Source organism: Microcoleus vaginatus HSN003 (assembly GCF_022701255.1).
GTDB classification, from domain to species: domain Bacteria; phylum Cyanobacteriota; class Cyanobacteriia; order Cyanobacteriales; family Microcoleaceae; genus Microcoleus; species Microcoleus vaginatus_B.
Window position 1 is genome coordinate 4,325,328 of the sequence record NZ_CP031705.1, and the last position, 16,117, is coordinate 4,341,444.

The window sequence follows — 16,117 nt, forward strand, 5'->3', positions numbered from 1 at the left end:
TAAACTAGGGTTATTTTGTCTGTAGTGCGTAATTATTGCTACATTAAGGCTTGATTTCTTTCGAGTGCTTTCTTCAAATACTCGATCGCTCTTTTGAGATTTTCGATTTCTTTGTGATTTTTTTGCTGGTTCAGAAGTAGCTCGTCTAGTTGATCTTCAATGGAGCGTATGGCGAGGCGCTGTTCTTTTAGAATTTCTTGAGCCTTGCGGATGTCTTTTTGAATGACAACAATCTCGCGCATCACAACTTCTAACTTGGCTGCTTGGATTAAAGCGGTGTCGGGAGATTGACTGAATAAAGCGCCAACACCAACTCCCGCACTAGCACCGAGAATTGAACCGCCAGCAACAATTACGGCCATTCCGCCAGCCATTCCCATGCCACCGGCGGCGATCGCACCTCCTCCAAGTGCGGCTAAAACGGCGGATACTGCGGCGGCACCTGATAAACCAGGTGCTAGTATCGGTGCAAGTAAACCTACTACTAATGGTGTAGCAAATATACCTACTACTCCTAACACAACGGCTCCGACTGTACCAAGTAACCAAGGATTTATGCCGCCTTTAATTCCTTTGATGGCTTCTTTGTAGTTGGACTTAAAGCGGAGAACACAATCTGGATCTATGTCTAGTGTTCTAGCAAAATACCTGAGCTTTTCGGTGTATTCTTGTTCAAGTTTTAAATCTTTGAATGCTTCATCACGACTATCGCCTAATGGGTAATAGGGTTGAAACAGTGTTACTTCTAATAAAATTAGATACCGAGTCAATTGATTTCCCGGAGAGATGAGGTGGGATTTTACCGAATTTTTGAGGGATTCAAAATCAGTAATTAAGTTCAATGAACTGTTGTGTGGAGTTTCAGGTGCAATTTGGCTGTTCAAAAACAGTGTGGTTGAATTTTCCCAATTGCGTAACCACTCTTGCTTAAGGATTTTTTTAATGGGCTCTGATTGATTGTCAATATCACCTTGGAAACCGCGTAAAAACTCTTGCTTAAGGGTGTTTTTAATGTCGTTATTTGATTGATTGTCAATATCGGCTTGCACCAAGTGGTAGTGATAGCTGAACATGATTCTGGTTTGTTCAGGAGTCAATCCAAATTTTTTTATAGCTTGCGAATCCTCTTCGAGCGAGGCTTCTGTTGTTTCAGGATTTTTCTGCTTGACACGATCGCTTGCGGAAGATTCCGCCGCAATGGTAGCAGTATCAGTCGTAGTTTCATCGAACTCTAATTCTAATTCGTCTTCCGATTCATCCCGGACTCTGAAATAGTAAAAGAGATTAGCAACAGCCAAATCAGAGGCTTTCTCCAAATTCGACGATACTAAAGTTTTATGACCCGCTCTTTCCCCTTGCTCAATAATATAATTTTCATACTTTTCACGCCGCTGCCGATCTAGCATCAATTCCAGTTGAGTGCGAAGCGCATAAAAATGAGACTTCGGTCGCAAATTTTCATAAAATAACTGTTCATCGGGTATTGCTAAAGCTGTTGTACCTGACTTTTTCTCCCCAATAACAGCTAAGTTGGATTGACTGAAATCAGCACTTTGTAACTGTTTTAATTCACTTGGTGACAAAGCTTTCGTCCATTGAATCTGATTAAGCCAAATGTCTAATGCGGCTAAATCGTGATTGTGAATTCGCGTGATTTCTGGGAAGAGAAAATCTAGTTCGTCGTCTGAGTCGCAGCCGACAATTACTGTTAAGCCATCTTGACGGATTTGTTGTTGTAGTTGAGAGATGCGATCGCCCGCAGCACCAAATTCATTTTGCACCTGATACGTGCCGATAATACTTTGCTCGATCGCCCAACTGCACTCTAACCGACGCAACTGTCCCGCCGCACAAGTTTCTTCTAATAAATGCGGATTTCTGTAGTCTGCTAAAGCTTCAAACAACATCCCCCGCGCTGCATCAATTTCAGCATTGCGACGGTTAATGTCTTGAATTTGCAAAGCCGATCGCATTCGTTGAATCGCTTGATTAAATAACCCGTAAGCCCGCACTAAGACTAGGCGATGGTTCTCAAATTTTATATCTGCAACCACTTCTGAAATTAATTGCTTAATTTCCGCGCCTTGACCTTTCAAAAGTTGTTCTAAATTGATGAAACCATTTTCTACTTTAACTTCCAGCCTCTCAACCGCTTTTTTTAGTTTCAATGTCTGGTGCAAATTCACCGCTGACAAGGCTACCCCGGCGAAAGTTCCCACACCAATGACGGCTGTTGTCGCTTGCAGCACGCCCAAACTGGCTTGGACGGCTTGAAAGCCCATTTGCGTTTGGTACATCTGCAATCCGCCCATAGCAAGCTGCACGGGAGACACTAACGGCGATAGCGGGCTGTTGTTGAGGGCCGCGCCCAGGGCATGGGCGACGAACTCTCCCGTCGCTGCATCTCTCGCCATGCCGATCGGCACTCCAGCAGATGTAAACACTTGTGCGTACTTACCAGCCTCGATCGCAGCCTGTACCGCCGGGGGAAATACAAAGTTCATCATCAATTTTTACCGTGTTACCAATCCACAGAATAACTAATATATTATGATAGTTTCAATAAAAAAAATTATCTAAAGGCGCGGCAAATGGACACTTCGCTAATTAGTCCGCAAACGGTTGAGCTTATTTCCCGACTGACAGGGCAAAACCTACGAAAAGATGATATTACTCCGCCCGTGCTTTTTCTGGCGGGATTGGTGACGGTATTGCTGGGAGTCATTCATGCCGACGGTACGGTAAGTGCTGAGGAAACGCAGCGATTGCGGACAACTTTTACGGAACTTATTCCCGCTAACAACAATTTGCGCCCATTGGTAATGCCGATGGTTAAGAGCGTGCGGGAACAGCAAGTTTACAAGAAATTGACCGCGTTGCTGGCGCTGACAGCGTGTTTTTCTGAGGAGGAAAAACTGCTGCTGATTAGTTTTGGGTATCAAATGTCGGCGGCAGATGGGACAATAGATAAACGCGAAAAAGAGTATTTGACGATTGTCGCCAACAAACTCGGAATCGCTGGGCGATTTTTGACTGTTTTGGAAGCCAGTTTTAGCAGTCAAGCAATAAGCGATACAGCAGCTTTAACAGAACTCCACTTGTTACTAGATGCAGCGCAATTTCAATCTCTCGATTCTATGTTTGTCCGTGCTGCCAGTCACATTATCGGACATTTACCAGCCAAACCGAAACACAAAACAAATCAAAAGCAATCAGTTTCGTCCTATCAGGAGTTGAAAAAATTTCAGGAGTATCGGCAACAACTGAATGCTCTTTGTGAAAAACTAGGTTTAACTCTCCAAAATGGAATCGATCGCAACGTGCTATCTCCTACTTTAGCAGAAGAAGTAACGAAAGTATCTCAAAGATTGCAATCTCCATGTTTTCGCGTTGCTGTTGTCGGCGAATTCAGTAAAGGCAAATCAACCTTACTAAATGCTTTACTTGGTGAGGAAATCCAACCAGTGCGCGATATTCCCTGTAGTGGTAATGTGACTATTTTGAAATATGGTTCGCAGCGCCGGGTTATTTGTCGCTACCACAATGGACGGGAGGAAGAAATTTCACCTGCACAATATCAAGAGAAAGCTTCGATTTCGGAACAAGCGGCTTATGGTTCTTATGCCGATGAAATTGCTAAATCGGAAATTGCCGAAATCGTTTTTGAACATCCCGAATTAGAGTTGTGTCGCAATGGGGTAGAAATTATTGATTCTCCCGGATTAAACGAACAAGCCGAACGCACATTAGTCACCCAAAAGGTCCTCAAAACAACTGATGCGGTTATTTTCTTAACTCATGCTCAAAATGCTTTAACGGAGAAAGAGCGGGAACTGCTTTTGTACTTGAGAAAAGAACTAAATTATGGTAATAACGAAGGCGCGAGTAATATTTTTATGGTAGTTAATTTTTTCGATTTGCTGCGGCGCGAAGAGAGTCGCCAGCAGGTACGAAAAAGGGTGGAAACGATTGTTACAAGTCAAAATTTGATTGCTGGTGAAAACCGGATTCATTTTATTTCTGCTCAATCTGCATTGGAAGCGATTTTAGCAGGCAATGAAAATGATCATTATCTAAAATCTTTTCAGGGTTTTACTGATTCGGTTGAGAAGTTTCTGACAGTTGAACGCGGGGCGATCGCACTTCGGCAGTCCGCCACCGGAATTAAGCAAATTATTGACATCGGTTGTGAGGAATTGAATCAATGGCGGGAAATGTTAGAGGGAAAATTGACAGTTGATCAAGGAGATAAGCAAAAAATATTTGAACAAATGGCGGAAGTAAGCGGTCGCGAGGTTAAAATTAGATTATTAGCTAATGAATTGATGGAGCAATCTTTAGAAGAAGCTCTTGAATCTTGGCATGAATGGGCGGAAGAAGTGGGACAACGCCTGCTATCAAAAAGTCATCGCTGGACTTCCCAACACGGACACATCATGAGTCAAGACAAGTTGACTAAAGATTATGCAGATCAATTTGTACGAGACATCACCGAAGAAATTGATGACTGGGGCAATCAAAAAGTACAGTCTATTTTAAAACAAAATATGGGAGTGCTAGACAGCCAAATCGGTGAAGATATTTCTGCAATACGGCACGAATTTCAACAGTTTGACCAGCAACTCAGCACTAGCCTTGTCGCTCAATTCAATAACTTAGCAACAGCAGGTAGCTTAGGCGGAATTGGCAGCAGTGGAAGCGGAATAGCTTCATCAATTGGCGAGATTGAGGATGGTGGATTTTTTGGGGGTTTAGGAATTGGTGCAGCAGTTGGTGCTGCGTTGCTATTTTTTACAGGACTTGGTTTTATAGGAGTTGTTTTGGGTGGCTTAGCCGCTGGTGCTGGTGGCGGTTTGGGCTTGAGTTTTTTAGATGGCGATGCTGTTAAAGCTCAGATTAAGGAAAAAGTTTGTGAATTAGGCTTTGAGAAATTTGGCGAATCGGCAGAGTCTATTTTTGAGAAGGTACAACAAAGAATTATTGCAGTATTTGACGATCGCGCTGATGCGAATAGCGATGCGATGTCAAAAGCGATCTCGCTGTGGGAGAATTTATTAGAACAGCAGGAAAAGCGCGATCGCCAAAATCAAGCAGACTGCGAGTCCCAAAAAGTGTGGCTGGCTGACAAACGTCGAGAACTCGAACAAGTACAAAATCAAATTCAAACAATCTTAAATCAAAGTGCCCGCTAATTCAATGAGTAACGGGTAAGCGCAAAAAAACCATAGTACCTTGTGAATACTATGGTTTTTTTGGCAATGACCTACTTATGACCGCGATTTCTACGCCAAAACTGGCACCGGTTGCGGCCAACGGTTCATGACTTTACCAATAACGGCCAATTCTTCCATCAACTTGTCGAACTGATCCGGTGTTAAAGATTGCGGCCCGTCAGACAAAGCTTTTTTCGGATTCGGGTGCACTTCAATCATCAGCGAATCTGTACCAGAGGCGATCGAAGCAAACGCCATTGACGGTACAAACTGCGCCCAACCGGTGCCGTGACTCGGGTCAACCATAATCGGTAAGTGAGTCAGAGTCCGCAACACTGGTACTGCCGACAAATCTAGCGTATTGCGCGTATATTGCCTGTCATACCCGCGAATTCCGCGCTCGCACAAAATCACGTTCGGATTGCCAGAAGCCATGATATACTCAGCAGCCATCAACCATTCTTCAATGGTGGCGGAGATGCCGCGCTTCAGCAAAATTGGTTTGTCTTGAGCTCCGACTTTCTTCAAGAGTGAGAAATTCTGCATATTTCTCGCCCCGACTTGGATCACGTCGGCTACTTCTACGATCGCACTTAAGTCGGCCGCATCCATAACTTCTGTGATAATTCCCAAACCGCTAGCTTCCCGCGCCGCAGCTAGCAATCCCAAAGCACTCTCACCGTGGCCTTGGAAAGCGTAGGGGGAAGTTCTCGGTTTGTACGCGCCACCACGGAGAAAATGAGCTCCAGCAGCTTTGACCCGCATTGCCGTTTCCACAATCATTTCTTCGTTTTCGACCGAGCAAGGGCCTGCTACGATCGCGATCGGGTGATGCAGGCCAATCATCACATTTCCTAAAGGAGTAGCAACTTCTACTGTGCTGGCTTCTCCTTGGCGGTACTCCAGACAAGCGCGTTTGTAGGGTTTTTCCACGCGCAGCACTTCCTCAATCCAGGTGCTCATTTCGCGCAGTTGCATCGGTTCGAGCTCGGCGGTGTCGCCTACCAAACCCATGACAACTTTGTAACGGCCGACGATTTTTTCTGGTGTCAAACCCCAGTTAGTGCGGAGCTCTTCGTCTAGTCGATCGATCTCGGCTTCTGGAGTGCCGGCTTTCATTACAATAATCATATTTTTTTTGCCTTTTTAGTTGGGCTAGAAACGGATGATGACTCTGATGCACTGAGAAAAATAGATGCAATGGCGATCGAGAATCTATTTATATCAGTATTTTTAGCATTGTTGTGGGGCGGGTTCTTGTTCCCTCCCCAAATACTAACTCGCTAATGGTTAACAGCTTAGTTTTTAGCTAATGACTAATGACTAATGACTAATGACTAACTTTTTGGCTTCGCGGCGCGCCACGCTTCTCGCATCCGTCCAAAATTGGTATTAAATTCTTCCCACCCCAGAGTGCTTCCTGAAACTTCTTCATCCCAGGAAGCCGAGAGGACTCCGTAGCTTAATCCCAGAACGCCTAGACCAAAACAGCCCATGCTTACCAGCAATACTGCTGTGTTGGGCAAATCAAACAAGCCGCTGCGGACTACGAAATAGCTGACAAAAAATGTGCAAATTCCCAATAGGGTAGGTATGCCACAGAATACCGCTATGCGGGATATCATGCGTTGGCTGACTACTTCTGGGATGGATTGCGACTCTTTTCCGGTTTTTTTAGCTTTCGGCTGCTTGTCGGCAGAATCCGACTCTAAGGCTAGGCTTGCTTGGGGTTCTGGGGGCTTTTTAGGCGTTTTTTTACGATTCGTTGCCGGTTCAAAGGGCAAGCGCTTGCGGGGTGGTTCGGAGGACATATTTTATCTCTAACCTGAAATCTCGAACATTTTTCAATAAGTCTTGGTGTTTGCCCAAGATTAAAGAATATTGTCGCAAATTTTGGCTTTAGTGTTTAGCCGCGAATGCCTAGACGGGCAATCAATGCTTTGTAGCGATCGACATTTTCCCTTTGGATGTATGCTAGCAGGCGCTTGCGGCGGCTGATCATCATCATCAAACCGCGCCGGGAGGCGAAGTCTTTTTGGTTGATTTTCAGGTGGGCGCTGAGTTTGGTGATGCGATCGGTCAGCATGGCGACTTGGAGATCTGCTGAGCCTGTATCGGTTTCATGGGTTTGGAAGTCGCCCATGATTTCTTGTTTGCGCTGTTGTGTAAGAGCCATGAATTGATTTTAGTTTTTTTTGTACGATTGTCACAATCTCCTATGTTATCACAGGGGAAGCATAACAACGATAAAATTTTTGCCAAGGATGGGTTTGTTTTTTGAGCAGAATAGACTTGAATTGCAAACATACTTAGGACGGGCGGGACGCCCATCCCACAGGAAAAAAAATTGTGGGATGGGCGTCCCGCCCGTCCTGGGTGTTTATTCCCGGCGGCTAGATGTTGTAGGCGATTATCGGCTCAAATAGGCGATCGCCTCACGTATCCAATCATCCGCATCACCTTTGGCGGACAAAGTGCTGTCTTGACTGAGGGTTTGCAGCGCTTGCAAGACTTCAGCCGCAGTGTATCCCATCGCCAGCAGGATCATCTCGACTTCTTCTTGAATAGCTGGGGGGACTCCGGCGGCGACTGAAGTTGTCAAACCTGCTTGCTGTCGCCATTCCGAGAGTTTGCTTTTGAGTTCCAGGGCGAGACGTTCTGCGGTTTTTGTACCCACGCCCGGTGTTTTGGCGAGGATGCGGGTGTTACCGCCGACGATCGCCTGGACTAAATCTTGTAATCCTAAAGTATCGAGAAGTGCGATCGCCAGTTGAGCACCCACACCGCTGACACTCGTCAACTGCCGAAACAAATCGCGTTCTGCCGCGCTGCCAAAACCGTACAATACGATTTGGTCTTCCTTAACTTGCTGGTGGGTAAAAATTTGGGCGACTTCGCCGGATGCTGGCAATTGACCGGTCACGCGGGGCAAAATTTGGATTTCATAGCCGATTTGATTGACTTCCAGAGTCAATATGACGCGGTTGCTGCCTTTGGCGATATCGGCGACTGTGCCTTTGAGATAGCTAATCATAGAGTTAATAATACACCGCTGTTGGCTTTCATCAAACTCGGCGATGATGTTGCGGATGGAGTTGAGGCTAATATTTGTGCGATTCCCTACCCTTCGGGAACTCCTGCGGGAAGATAGCTTCGCTTCACGGATTTTGAGTAAATGGTTAACAAAAGTACGATCGACGGCTATTGAAGTTGATCGATCGTGCGATCGTCTAAAATCTAAAATCTAAAATCTAAAATCTACAATCTAAAATCTAAAATCTAAAATCTAAAATCTAAAATCTAAAATCGATCGATGCCCTCCCACATTTGAGAAAGAGGTATTCGCTGTCCGGCTTTGGCTTCCTGGAATGCCCTTTTGAGACTAGCTTTCACTTCTGCAACTGGAGTATCGTCGGGGTCGTCTTCAGCTTCATCTGTAGGTTCGGGAAGAAGGACGATAATTCGCACGGGGCCCGGAGTGTCTAGTGTTAAAGGTCGATCGAGAATTAATTGACCTTTTTCGTCGATCGTTCCTGTGACTTCAAAGGCTTTCATGTGTTTTACCTGAATTTTTTTGAGTTAATACTATTATATAAGGCAGCCCGAAAAACTTTGTTTTTGTCATATCGTTTCCGGTTGCATCGGGATAAGAAAATCGAGTCAACAGTTAACACTCAACCCTTCAGTTTTTCGACCCGCCCGTCAACAGTCAACAATAATGCCGATGCCACCGGAATTGATATCAATTCAAAATAAGATGCTGTTTAACCAAAGACAAATCCGTCTTACCAAAATTCACAACCAAAGCCACATTGAAATTTTCCAAGGATTTGACAAACCACATAATTTCATTAGAAGCTTTACCTTCATAGTGATTAAACAAAATAGAAAATCGCTTTTCCAACTCTGGTTTAACTTTGCCCGAAAGCAGTACCAGTTTGAGCAGTAAACCCATTGTCCTGCTGGCACCGAGGTTGTACACCAAATCGTAAAAAACGTAGTGGCTGGGGTGTTGGGCATTTTCCACTACTAAGAAGTTGAACAACTGGTGGCAAGTTCCCGCTAACAATATATTATTGAATTTCACGGAGTCATTTTCTCGCAATGTATTTTTGATTTGTTTGTACAAACGGTCATTAAATTGACGCCCGCCGTATTCTGGTTCAACCGAGGATATTAAATATTCATATAAATCCCTTTTAAATGAGGCGTAAGATGGAGTTTTTCTGGCATCTCTCAGGAAAAATTGAGCCTCTTCTTTGTAGCTGCGATCGCCTGCTACTTTTCCGGCAAATTCCCTGACCGCTAAGTGCAGTTCTGCATCGTTCAAAAGTGTGGGATTAGCAGCTCGCTGCACAATTCCTATTTCTGTATTTCTCGGCTCAACCAAATAATTTAAATATTGAGACAAATGTGTTTCAAATTGTCGCTGTCTTTGAAATGCCAGTTTTTGAATGGTTTGTTGGTCTTCCTCAATGCTGCCCTTGCTCAGCAGAGAATACCCGTACAAATAAGGATACCGACAGATCAATTCGCCCAAAGGAGAATCTGTATCTTGTGTCTGCGGTTCCGCCTCTCTATCTAAGGCTTTTACTAAGCGCTCTAGCGTCTGAAATTCTTCACTTTTAGTAAAGAAAGCTATTTGTTCTTGCAAGCGCTTGACTATGTAAAATTCCGTCCCGAATCGGGGAGAACTCTGCTTAAATAAAGCTACTAAATTTGCGATCGCGAACTGGTTGTGTGATTGCAATTGCCAGCGGTTGATCGGGATGTAGCAGCAGCGGTGGAGGATATATTTAAAGTGCTGATCCAATCGCTTGACGGAGACTATACTGTACAAAGTTGCTTCAATCTCTCGATCGGGATAGCCCATGCCGTCGATAAATAGCTTTCGGAACCGCTCGATCACCTGTGCGGGGGATTCTGTTTCCACGCAGGAGACGATGTGATCGTACAATGTCTGTTCGTTGCTGCCACTTGGAACCGTCTGTGAGGGCGGGGTGAGGATGCTGTCTGCATCTGTGTCTACGCTGCTGTCTGCAACTTCTGCGACAACGACTGTCGGTTGTTCCCCCAAAGTTCGATCGGGATTCAAGAACCAATAGTGTTCTTGGCTTAATTGTTTGTTCGCAGCCCAATCTAAAGCTGACTGCAAACTTTCCCCTGTCAATAACAGCGATTCATCTTCGCGGTCTGAAGCCAGCCATGCTTCTAGCGCGGAGCGGTACGGAGCCAATTTTCCTAGCTCTTTTTCTACCCAAAATCGATTAAAAACTGACTGATAAATTAGGTTGGCAACTATTAATTTACCCTGAGATTTAACCACCAGTCCTGACAGTTGCAATTCGATTTTTTCGGGAGAGTATTCTGCTGGTAGTCCCTGCGATTCCCCCGGTTTTGTTGCCTTGACCGGTTGCAAAGCTTGCTGGTACACCGTTAACAGCCGCGTGAGGTCGCAGTGGCTATGGAAAATGCGATCGCGTATGGGTATCAAATGTTGCGGTTCGTCTTCTTCTTCCCAATTTTTAATAATTCTGTGTTTGATTAGTTTTTCAACCTGCTGAGCTTCCGAATTTCTGCCAATAAAAGGCCCGTATTCAAGTACCAAGTGGCAAAGTTTGTGAGTGAGAAACGGTTGGCCGCCCGTCCAAGCTAATATTTCTTGGAGCACTTTTTGGGGGCGAAAAGCTTTCAGGGCTAATCCTTTTGCTAGCGGCAAACTTTCGTGCAGTTGGAATCGACTTAAATGAATCTGCCGTCCAATATTAAAAGGGTTGCATCTTGGATCTCGGATCAATTCTGAGGGGGCTGCTACTCCCATAACAGCAAAAGTCAGGCGATTGTATTCCGGTTGCTCTGCCCGCTTGGAGTAACAAGCCCGGATCAAAGCAAAAAAATCGCTGGTACTGAAATTTAGGCTGCTGATGCTGTCAATGTCATCTAAGAAAATTACCAGATTTTGCTGAAGTGACTTGAGCAAAACTTTTTCGATAAATATCTCCAATCGCTGCACCGGCGATAGCAGTTCGCGATCGTTCCACCACTTGATGGCATCAAACCTGTTTGTGAAGTGTAAACTGCTTGCCATGCGGTACATGATTGCCGCATACCACTTTTGGGGGGAGATATCTGGGCTGCTGATGCTTCTCAATTTGATGGCAGCAAAAACTGTACCTTCGGCTTGCAACCTTTTGGCCGTTTGCACTAGCAGGCTGGACTTTCCCATTTGGGGCGAACTCAACACGTAGCAGAAGTCACCGGCTTTGAGTCCTTCGTAGAGATCGCTGTCTGCCGATCGCCTGACATAGGTGGGCGCCCCGGCAGGCAAATATCCTCCAACTTGATATTGGTACGTTGAGTTGACTTCTGCTGTCATCTGGGAATTCATCAAGATTTTACGCCCCTATGCTGTGCGATCGAAAGGTTACAAATTGCAATTATGGCCAGCTTATACCCTTTTAGAGTTTAAATTTTAGATTTTAGATGGGCGAATGACTTATTCAATAAGGGTTTGGAGTTTGCCGGTTGCATTTGCATTGTTTTTTTTGAATCGGCCTTACTATGGTAGAAAATTTTTGTACCTCTTTCTCTATTGTCTACTAGCTCAGCTTTATCCTCGTCAATCTTTACCGTATCTTTGCAAGCGTTCGCCCCAAATCCTACGATCGGCTGAATCGTAGTGCCGCACTTGATTTTTTACACTCGTTCACATAATTAGATGAATTTTCACTCGATCGGATTGAGAACCCTAAAACGCCGTTTCTTTCACATTTTTTTACAATAATACTTTAAAATTCACCCGGTGGTATGATGTTGGCAGGGAAACTCCTAACCACAGCGCCGTCAACCTTCTGCCTTCAGACAGATCCGCCTGCCGGATGCCGGAGAAAAACGCTGAGGAATGGCTGCCAATAAAAAACCCCAGCGTTTTGCTGAGGACTGCTTGAGTGGGAGATATCGTTAATCTGCGTTTTTTTAGTTGACTTAGATTGCATGGAATTCCATGCTGCTGACTTTCCCCGGGCTTTCGCCTTCGGGGATTCCTAAGAACAAACTTTTCAGGAGGCATCCACAAAAAGTTTAATTCTTAAAGGCTTTGTCAGTACCAGGCTAACCACTTACTCAACTATAAAAGTTAAGTCTGTGGTTAATTGTAGAAGATGCGCCCTGATGGCTTAACTACCCGATGGATTAGCACCCTGATGGCATAACTCCCTGATGGATCGACGCCCTGATGGCTTTCGCTCCACTACCCAAAAAATTCGGGTTGATGGATGATCGTGGACGTTAGTAACACGTCACTTCCGGCGTTTCCGATCACAAGCGGGTGTGCCTGTCTGAATTGATTATGGCAGGCAGATTTATCAGAAGACAAGTGGGCTATTGCATCAACCCATTTCTGACAGATCGGGTTAGCCAAAAAGTGTCAATCTAGGGAAATCAGGGTCATCGAACATGAAAAACAGCATCTTAGTATTAGGGGTAATTGCCTCGGCTGGCTTCGGCTTTTTCCAGGCAGGCAGCGCCAACGCTTCAGCCATCGCCCCTCAACATTCATCAGCCAGCAGTTTGACGGCTTGGGAGAGTCGTCCCGACTTTAACTACACTGGAACGAATGAGGATGGGGAGGCAGAAGAGGTAAAAACGGGTAGTAAAGGCAGGAAATAATTGGCGCTATTGTATGGTTCGCTCTGATGCGGTTGTGGTTGTAGTTGTGGTGCTTGTTGTCCCAACGGCCTCTGATCGAGGTAGTTAAAACTCGATCCCAAGATCAGTCTACCTAATCCCAGGGGTGGGGATCAGTTTCAGAGAACGGTGGATGGGAAAATAAATAGGTAAGGCGAGTCTGTCGGTGGAGTTTCCCGCCTATCAACTTCCTTACCTTCTGATGTTCGGGATTTGGATCTGGCACAATCGTATTTCATCTCGTAAAAACCCAATGGAAAATACTCTCGAAACTACCCGCAGACAGCGCGTATTGACAAGAACCCAGGAACGGCGTCAGGCAACACCCAAAGAAAAACAGTTGATTCACCTGCTGGCCAATATGGCTTGCAGTTTGATTAAATACGACTACAAACACGCAGCGGGGAAGGGCACCCTCCCGCCTTCGGAAAGCAAGCGTTTAGCGGAATGGCACTACCTGCGAGTTCAGCAAATTCGCCGGATCGAACGCTCATTGGAGCCCGTAGCGACCCTTAAGCGCGTGTACTACAAGAGCATCCTCAGTCCGAGAGATCTGAAGTCTTTGAAACTTCTGTGGCTGGAGGAGGACAAAAACCGCGTCAAACGTGTCGATCCTGAGTTGGACGACATTCTCAGCGAAGCTTTGGATCGGGGAGATACTTTAAAACAGCTATTTCACTCGATCGAAGTTAAAGAACGCACCTTTGCAGCAACTCCTCGCCCCGGCGCCGTCCCGCTGTGGGTCAAAGAGTGGGAAGAGTCGGAATATGATATAAACTTTTTTCCGCCTTCGTTCTCTGCATGGGTTTCGATCGTGGACGACTAGGTTCAAGAAAAACTCTTTGACATGGCATCGATCGTAAATTTCAGATGGTAGACTGATTTGCTCTTGCTGCCATTGACGAAGAGTTGGCGGGTGTGAGGCTAAACTAGGCGGCGTTGCGTGCAGGCATCCGAGTACAGAGAAGTAAATCGGAGTCAGTACCATTGTACAATGGGGGAAAACCAGGGCTTCAGCTAATAGCTGATAGCTGATAGCTGATAGCTGATTGTTTCTCATGACTGACTCGATTTCTACTTCTCCTCTAGACTCGGCGGCCGATACAGCCGAACTCCGCTCTCAGTTGAGGTCTGGTTCGGAAAAAACTCAACTGCAACTGCTGCAACAACAAATAGCAGATTCCGGTTGGGATGTATTGATGGAATTTTTATTAGAGCGCAAGTCGGATGCACCGACTGCGGTAATGGGTAAGGCTTACCAAATTCTTTACAGTGCTAATTCTCCGAGAGCGACGGAGTTTTTGCAAGCGAATTTTCCAACTGGGGTTGTGCCGCTGCGATCGGACTCTAACGTTGATTACACTCCGCTGCAACAATTATTGGCGTTACAGGAATTTCAAGAAGCCGATCGCTTGACTTTAGAGAAGCTTTGTGAATTAGCGGGTGAGACAGCTTCCATGAGAAAGTGGCTGTATTTTACGCAAGTTGAGAGTTTGCCGGTGGCGGATTTGCAAACAATTAATACGCTGTGGAAAGTTCATTCCGAAGGCAAATTTGGCTTTTCGGTGCAGCGGGAAATTTGGCTCGGTTCGGGCAAGAATTGGGATAAGTTGTGGCCGCTAATTGGCTGGAAGAAGGGGAATAATTGGACGCGGTATCCGCAAGAGTTTATTTGGGATTTGAGCGCGCCTAGGGGTCATTTGCCGCTGTCGAATCAGTTGCGGGGAGTGCAGCCTTTTGCCGCTTTGATGGCTCACCGTGCCTGGTTGAAGTGAATGGTTTTGGGGCTGGCGTTGCTTAATCAGGGTATGAAAAAAATAACTTGAAAATCCCGAAGTTTTGTGGATACTGGTTTCTATGACTTGCATATTTAGGCTTTCATACCCTAAATCAGCAACGCCTTATTATCAACGAGGCGAACAAAATAAAAAGTCAAAAAGCCCGATCGACCTTTCATCGCTCAATCCGTGACTTTCCCTCTCAGAGCTTTAATCTGGCCTCGCTTGGTTTTGCTATCGAGACGCTTGCGCTGGGAACTACGAGTTGCTTTGCTGGGTTTGCGCCTTTTCGGTATGACGATCGCACTTTTAATGAGTTCTTGCAGCCGTCTCAAAGCCTCCTCCCGGTTTTGTTCCTGGCTGCGGTGTTCCTGCGCTTTGATGACAATCACACCTTCGGAGGTGATGCGCTGGTCGTTGATTTGCAACAAACGCTGCTTGTAGCGATCGGGCAATGAGGAAGCTGGGATATCAAAGCGCAAGTGAATCGCACTCGCCACCTTATTTACATTTTGTCCCCCCGCGCCTTGAGAGCGAATCGCACTAATCTCGATTTCGCGATCGTCTATGAACACTGTATTAGAAATTTGTAGCATGATTCATCAGTGAGATTAAAGATACTGGGAAAGCAGTGCATCTTTTATATATAACTTACTTTGGTAGATCAATTATTTACACTTCTTAGCTGTCAGGATGAATTCGATGAGTTTTTTTCGATCCCATAACTCTATGTCGTTAGATTCAGCAAGGTTGTAAGCATTTTCGGTAAATCTGTTGTTGGTGATGACTCTGCCTTTATTTCCTTTGTAATGTCTGACGGCTCCTGCTACTTCTTGAACTGCTTTAATCCCAACTGTATTTTTGCTTCTTTTCGCTTGAACCACAGTTTTTAATCCATCTTTGTATAAAATTAAATCCGCCCCATAATCTTGACTATCTTGAGTTAAAGTAACAGTATAACCAAAGTTTATAAAATGAACCTCTAGAAAATTTTCAAACTCTTTTCCCGTCATTTCATCCACTTCCAGAATACCACTGTCTAATAAACGCTTTTTTTCCTCTTCTTCTTTCACTGTATCCAATACCGATGTCGCAATCACACCCAAAACGGCAGCGGCTCTTCCAATAAAAGATTTCATAAAATTACATTTTTTTAAAAGGAGTAGTTATGATGGTAGCAGATTTGCTCAGTATAGTTATCTACTAAGATCACAAGTAAGATCACAAGCACAGTGTGATCTTACTTACTGATTTTTTTAGATTCCCGATATTGGACTGGGGCTTTTTGTCTGCACTCAAGTTCAAGTATGGTTCAAAGAGCCAGGTGAAAGTCAAGGGATGTTATAGTTTAGAACTGTAACAAAACTTTAATCACACCCAAACCTTAGGTTTACGAAAAATTACGGCGGATACAGTGACAATGGGCAATGCTGTAGCCTA

At 45.1% G+C, this 16,117-nt stretch carries 13 protein-coding genes; 4 read left to right on the forward strand and 9 right to left on the reverse strand.

From position 1 onward, the window contains the following. Nucleotides 1-38 precede the first annotated feature (38 nt). On the reverse strand, nucleotides 39-2,507 hold the full coding sequence (locus D0A37_RS18765; RefSeq protein WP_242716596.1) for a hypothetical protein: 2,469 nt from the start codon (nucleotides 2,505-2,507) through the stop codon (nucleotides 39-41). An 84-nt stretch (nucleotides 2,508-2,591) separates the two neighbouring features. On the opposite strand from D0A37_RS18765, the gene D0A37_RS18770 reads away from it, so the two are divergent. After that, complete coding sequence (locus D0A37_RS18770) at nucleotides 2,592-5,192, forward strand: dynamin family protein (protein WP_242716597.1); 2,601 nt, start codon at nucleotides 2,592-2,594, stop codon at nucleotides 5,190-5,192. A gap of 90 nt (nucleotides 5,193-5,282) precedes the next feature. Here D0A37_RS18770 and aroF read toward each other — a convergent pair whose 3' ends face one another. The 6 genes from aroF to D0A37_RS18800 form a co-directional block, all read right to left on the reverse strand. Further along, nucleotides 5,283-6,344 carry a 3-deoxy-7-phosphoheptulonate synthase gene (gene aroF / locus D0A37_RS18775; RefSeq protein ID WP_242716599.1) on the reverse strand — a complete coding sequence of 354 codons (1,062 nt, stop codon included), beginning with the start codon at nucleotides 6,342-6,344 and terminating at the stop codon, nucleotides 5,283-5,285. 206 nt (nucleotides 6,345-6,550) lie between these two features. Further along, nucleotides 6,551-7,024: a PAM68 family protein gene (locus tag D0A37_RS18780; RefSeq protein ID WP_242716601.1), complete on the reverse strand. Its 474-nt coding sequence runs from the start codon at nucleotides 7,022-7,024 to the stop codon at nucleotides 6,551-6,553. Between the two features lie 95 nt (nucleotides 7,025-7,119). Next, a complete protein-coding gene (gene rpsO / locus D0A37_RS18785) occupies nucleotides 7,120-7,389 on the reverse strand; it encodes a 30S ribosomal protein S15 (protein ID WP_242716603.1) in 270 nt (89 codons plus the stop codon). Between the two features lie 234 nt (nucleotides 7,390-7,623). Continuing rightward, nucleotides 7,624-8,247, reverse strand: a complete 624-nt coding sequence (gene ruvA / locus D0A37_RS18790; RefSeq protein ID WP_190742029.1) for a Holliday junction branch migration protein RuvA — start codon at nucleotides 8,245-8,247, stop codon at nucleotides 7,624-7,626. 266 nt (nucleotides 8,248-8,513) lie between these two features. Then, nucleotides 8,514-8,768, reverse strand: coding sequence for a type II toxin-antitoxin system RelN family antitoxin (locus D0A37_RS18795; RefSeq protein WP_242716605.1), 255 nt, complete (start codon nucleotides 8,766-8,768; stop codon nucleotides 8,514-8,516). A 187-nt stretch (nucleotides 8,769-8,955) separates the two neighbouring features. After that, nucleotides 8,956-11,601 (reverse strand): Sll1247 family protein, encoded by a 2,646-nt coding sequence (locus D0A37_RS18800; protein WP_242716607.1) that lies wholly within the window; start codon nucleotides 11,599-11,601, stop codon nucleotides 8,956-8,958. A 1,067-nt stretch (nucleotides 11,602-12,668) separates the two neighbouring features. Between D0A37_RS18800 and D0A37_RS18805 the strand changes: the two genes are divergently transcribed. From D0A37_RS18805 to D0A37_RS18815, 3 genes are all read left to right on the forward strand, one after another. Next, nucleotides 12,669-12,881 (forward strand): hypothetical protein, encoded by a 213-nt coding sequence (locus D0A37_RS18805; protein WP_242716609.1) that lies wholly within the window; start codon nucleotides 12,669-12,671, stop codon nucleotides 12,879-12,881. A 271-nt stretch (nucleotides 12,882-13,152) separates the two neighbouring features. Further along, complete coding sequence (locus tag D0A37_RS18810) at nucleotides 13,153-13,725, forward strand: hypothetical protein (protein WP_242716611.1); 573 nt, start codon at nucleotides 13,153-13,155, stop codon at nucleotides 13,723-13,725. 232 nt (nucleotides 13,726-13,957) lie between these two features. Then, the gene (locus D0A37_RS18815) at nucleotides 13,958-14,674 is read left to right on the forward strand and encodes a GUN4 domain-containing protein (RefSeq protein WP_242716613.1); all 717 of its coding nucleotides are present in this window, start codon (nucleotides 13,958-13,960) and stop codon (nucleotides 14,672-14,674) included. Between the two features lie 185 nt (nucleotides 14,675-14,859). On the opposite strand, the gene arfB is transcribed toward D0A37_RS18815, so the two are convergent. Next, on the reverse strand, nucleotides 14,860-15,273 hold the full coding sequence (gene arfB, locus D0A37_RS18820; RefSeq protein ID WP_172187556.1) for an alternative ribosome rescue aminoacyl-tRNA hydrolase ArfB: 414 nt from the start codon (nucleotides 15,271-15,273) through the stop codon (nucleotides 14,860-14,862). Between the two features lie 72 nt (nucleotides 15,274-15,345). Beyond that, nucleotides 15,346-15,816 (reverse strand): restriction endonuclease, encoded by a 471-nt coding sequence (locus tag D0A37_RS18825; protein WP_242716615.1) that lies wholly within the window; start codon nucleotides 15,814-15,816, stop codon nucleotides 15,346-15,348. Nucleotides 15,817-16,117: the final 301 nt, after the last annotated feature.

Coding starts and splice junctions, on each gene's coding strand:
- D0A37_RS18765 (WP_242716596.1), bottom strand. CDS start 2,507: ATGATGAACTTTGTATTTCCCCCGGCGGTACAGGCTGCGATCGAGGCT.
- D0A37_RS18770 (WP_242716597.1), top strand. CDS start 2,592: ATGGACACTTCGCTAATTAGTCCGCAAACGGTTGAGCTTATTTCCCGA.
- aroF (WP_242716599.1), bottom strand. CDS start 6,344: ATGATTATTGTAATGAAAGCCGGCACTCCAGAAGCCGAGATCGATCGA.
- D0A37_RS18780 (WP_242716601.1), bottom strand. CDS start 7,024: ATGTCCTCCGAACCACCCCGCAAGCGCTTGCCCTTTGAACCGGCAACG.
- rpsO (WP_242716603.1), bottom strand. CDS start 7,389: ATGGCTCTTACACAACAGCGCAAACAAGAAATCATGGGCGACTTCCAA.
- ruvA (WP_190742029.1), bottom strand. CDS start 8,247: ATGATTAGCTATCTCAAAGGCACAGTCGCCGATATCGCCAAAGGCAGC.
- D0A37_RS18795 (WP_242716605.1), bottom strand. CDS start 8,768: ATGAAAGCCTTTGAAGTCACAGGAACGATCGACGAAAAAGGTCAATTA.
- D0A37_RS18800 (WP_242716607.1), bottom strand. CDS start 11,601: ATGAATTCCCAGATGACAGCAGAAGTCAACTCAACGTACCAATATCAA.
- D0A37_RS18805 (WP_242716609.1), top strand. CDS start 12,669: ATGAAAAACAGCATCTTAGTATTAGGGGTAATTGCCTCGGCTGGCTTC.
- D0A37_RS18810 (WP_242716611.1), top strand. CDS start 13,153: ATGGAAAATACTCTCGAAACTACCCGCAGACAGCGCGTATTGACAAGA.
- D0A37_RS18815 (WP_242716613.1), top strand. CDS start 13,958: ATGACTGACTCGATTTCTACTTCTCCTCTAGACTCGGCGGCCGATACA.
- arfB (WP_172187556.1), bottom strand. CDS start 15,273: ATGCTACAAATTTCTAATACAGTGTTCATAGACGATCGCGAAATCGAG.
- D0A37_RS18825 (WP_242716615.1), bottom strand. CDS start 15,816: ATGAAATCTTTTATTGGAAGAGCCGCTGCCGTTTTGGGTGTGATTGCG.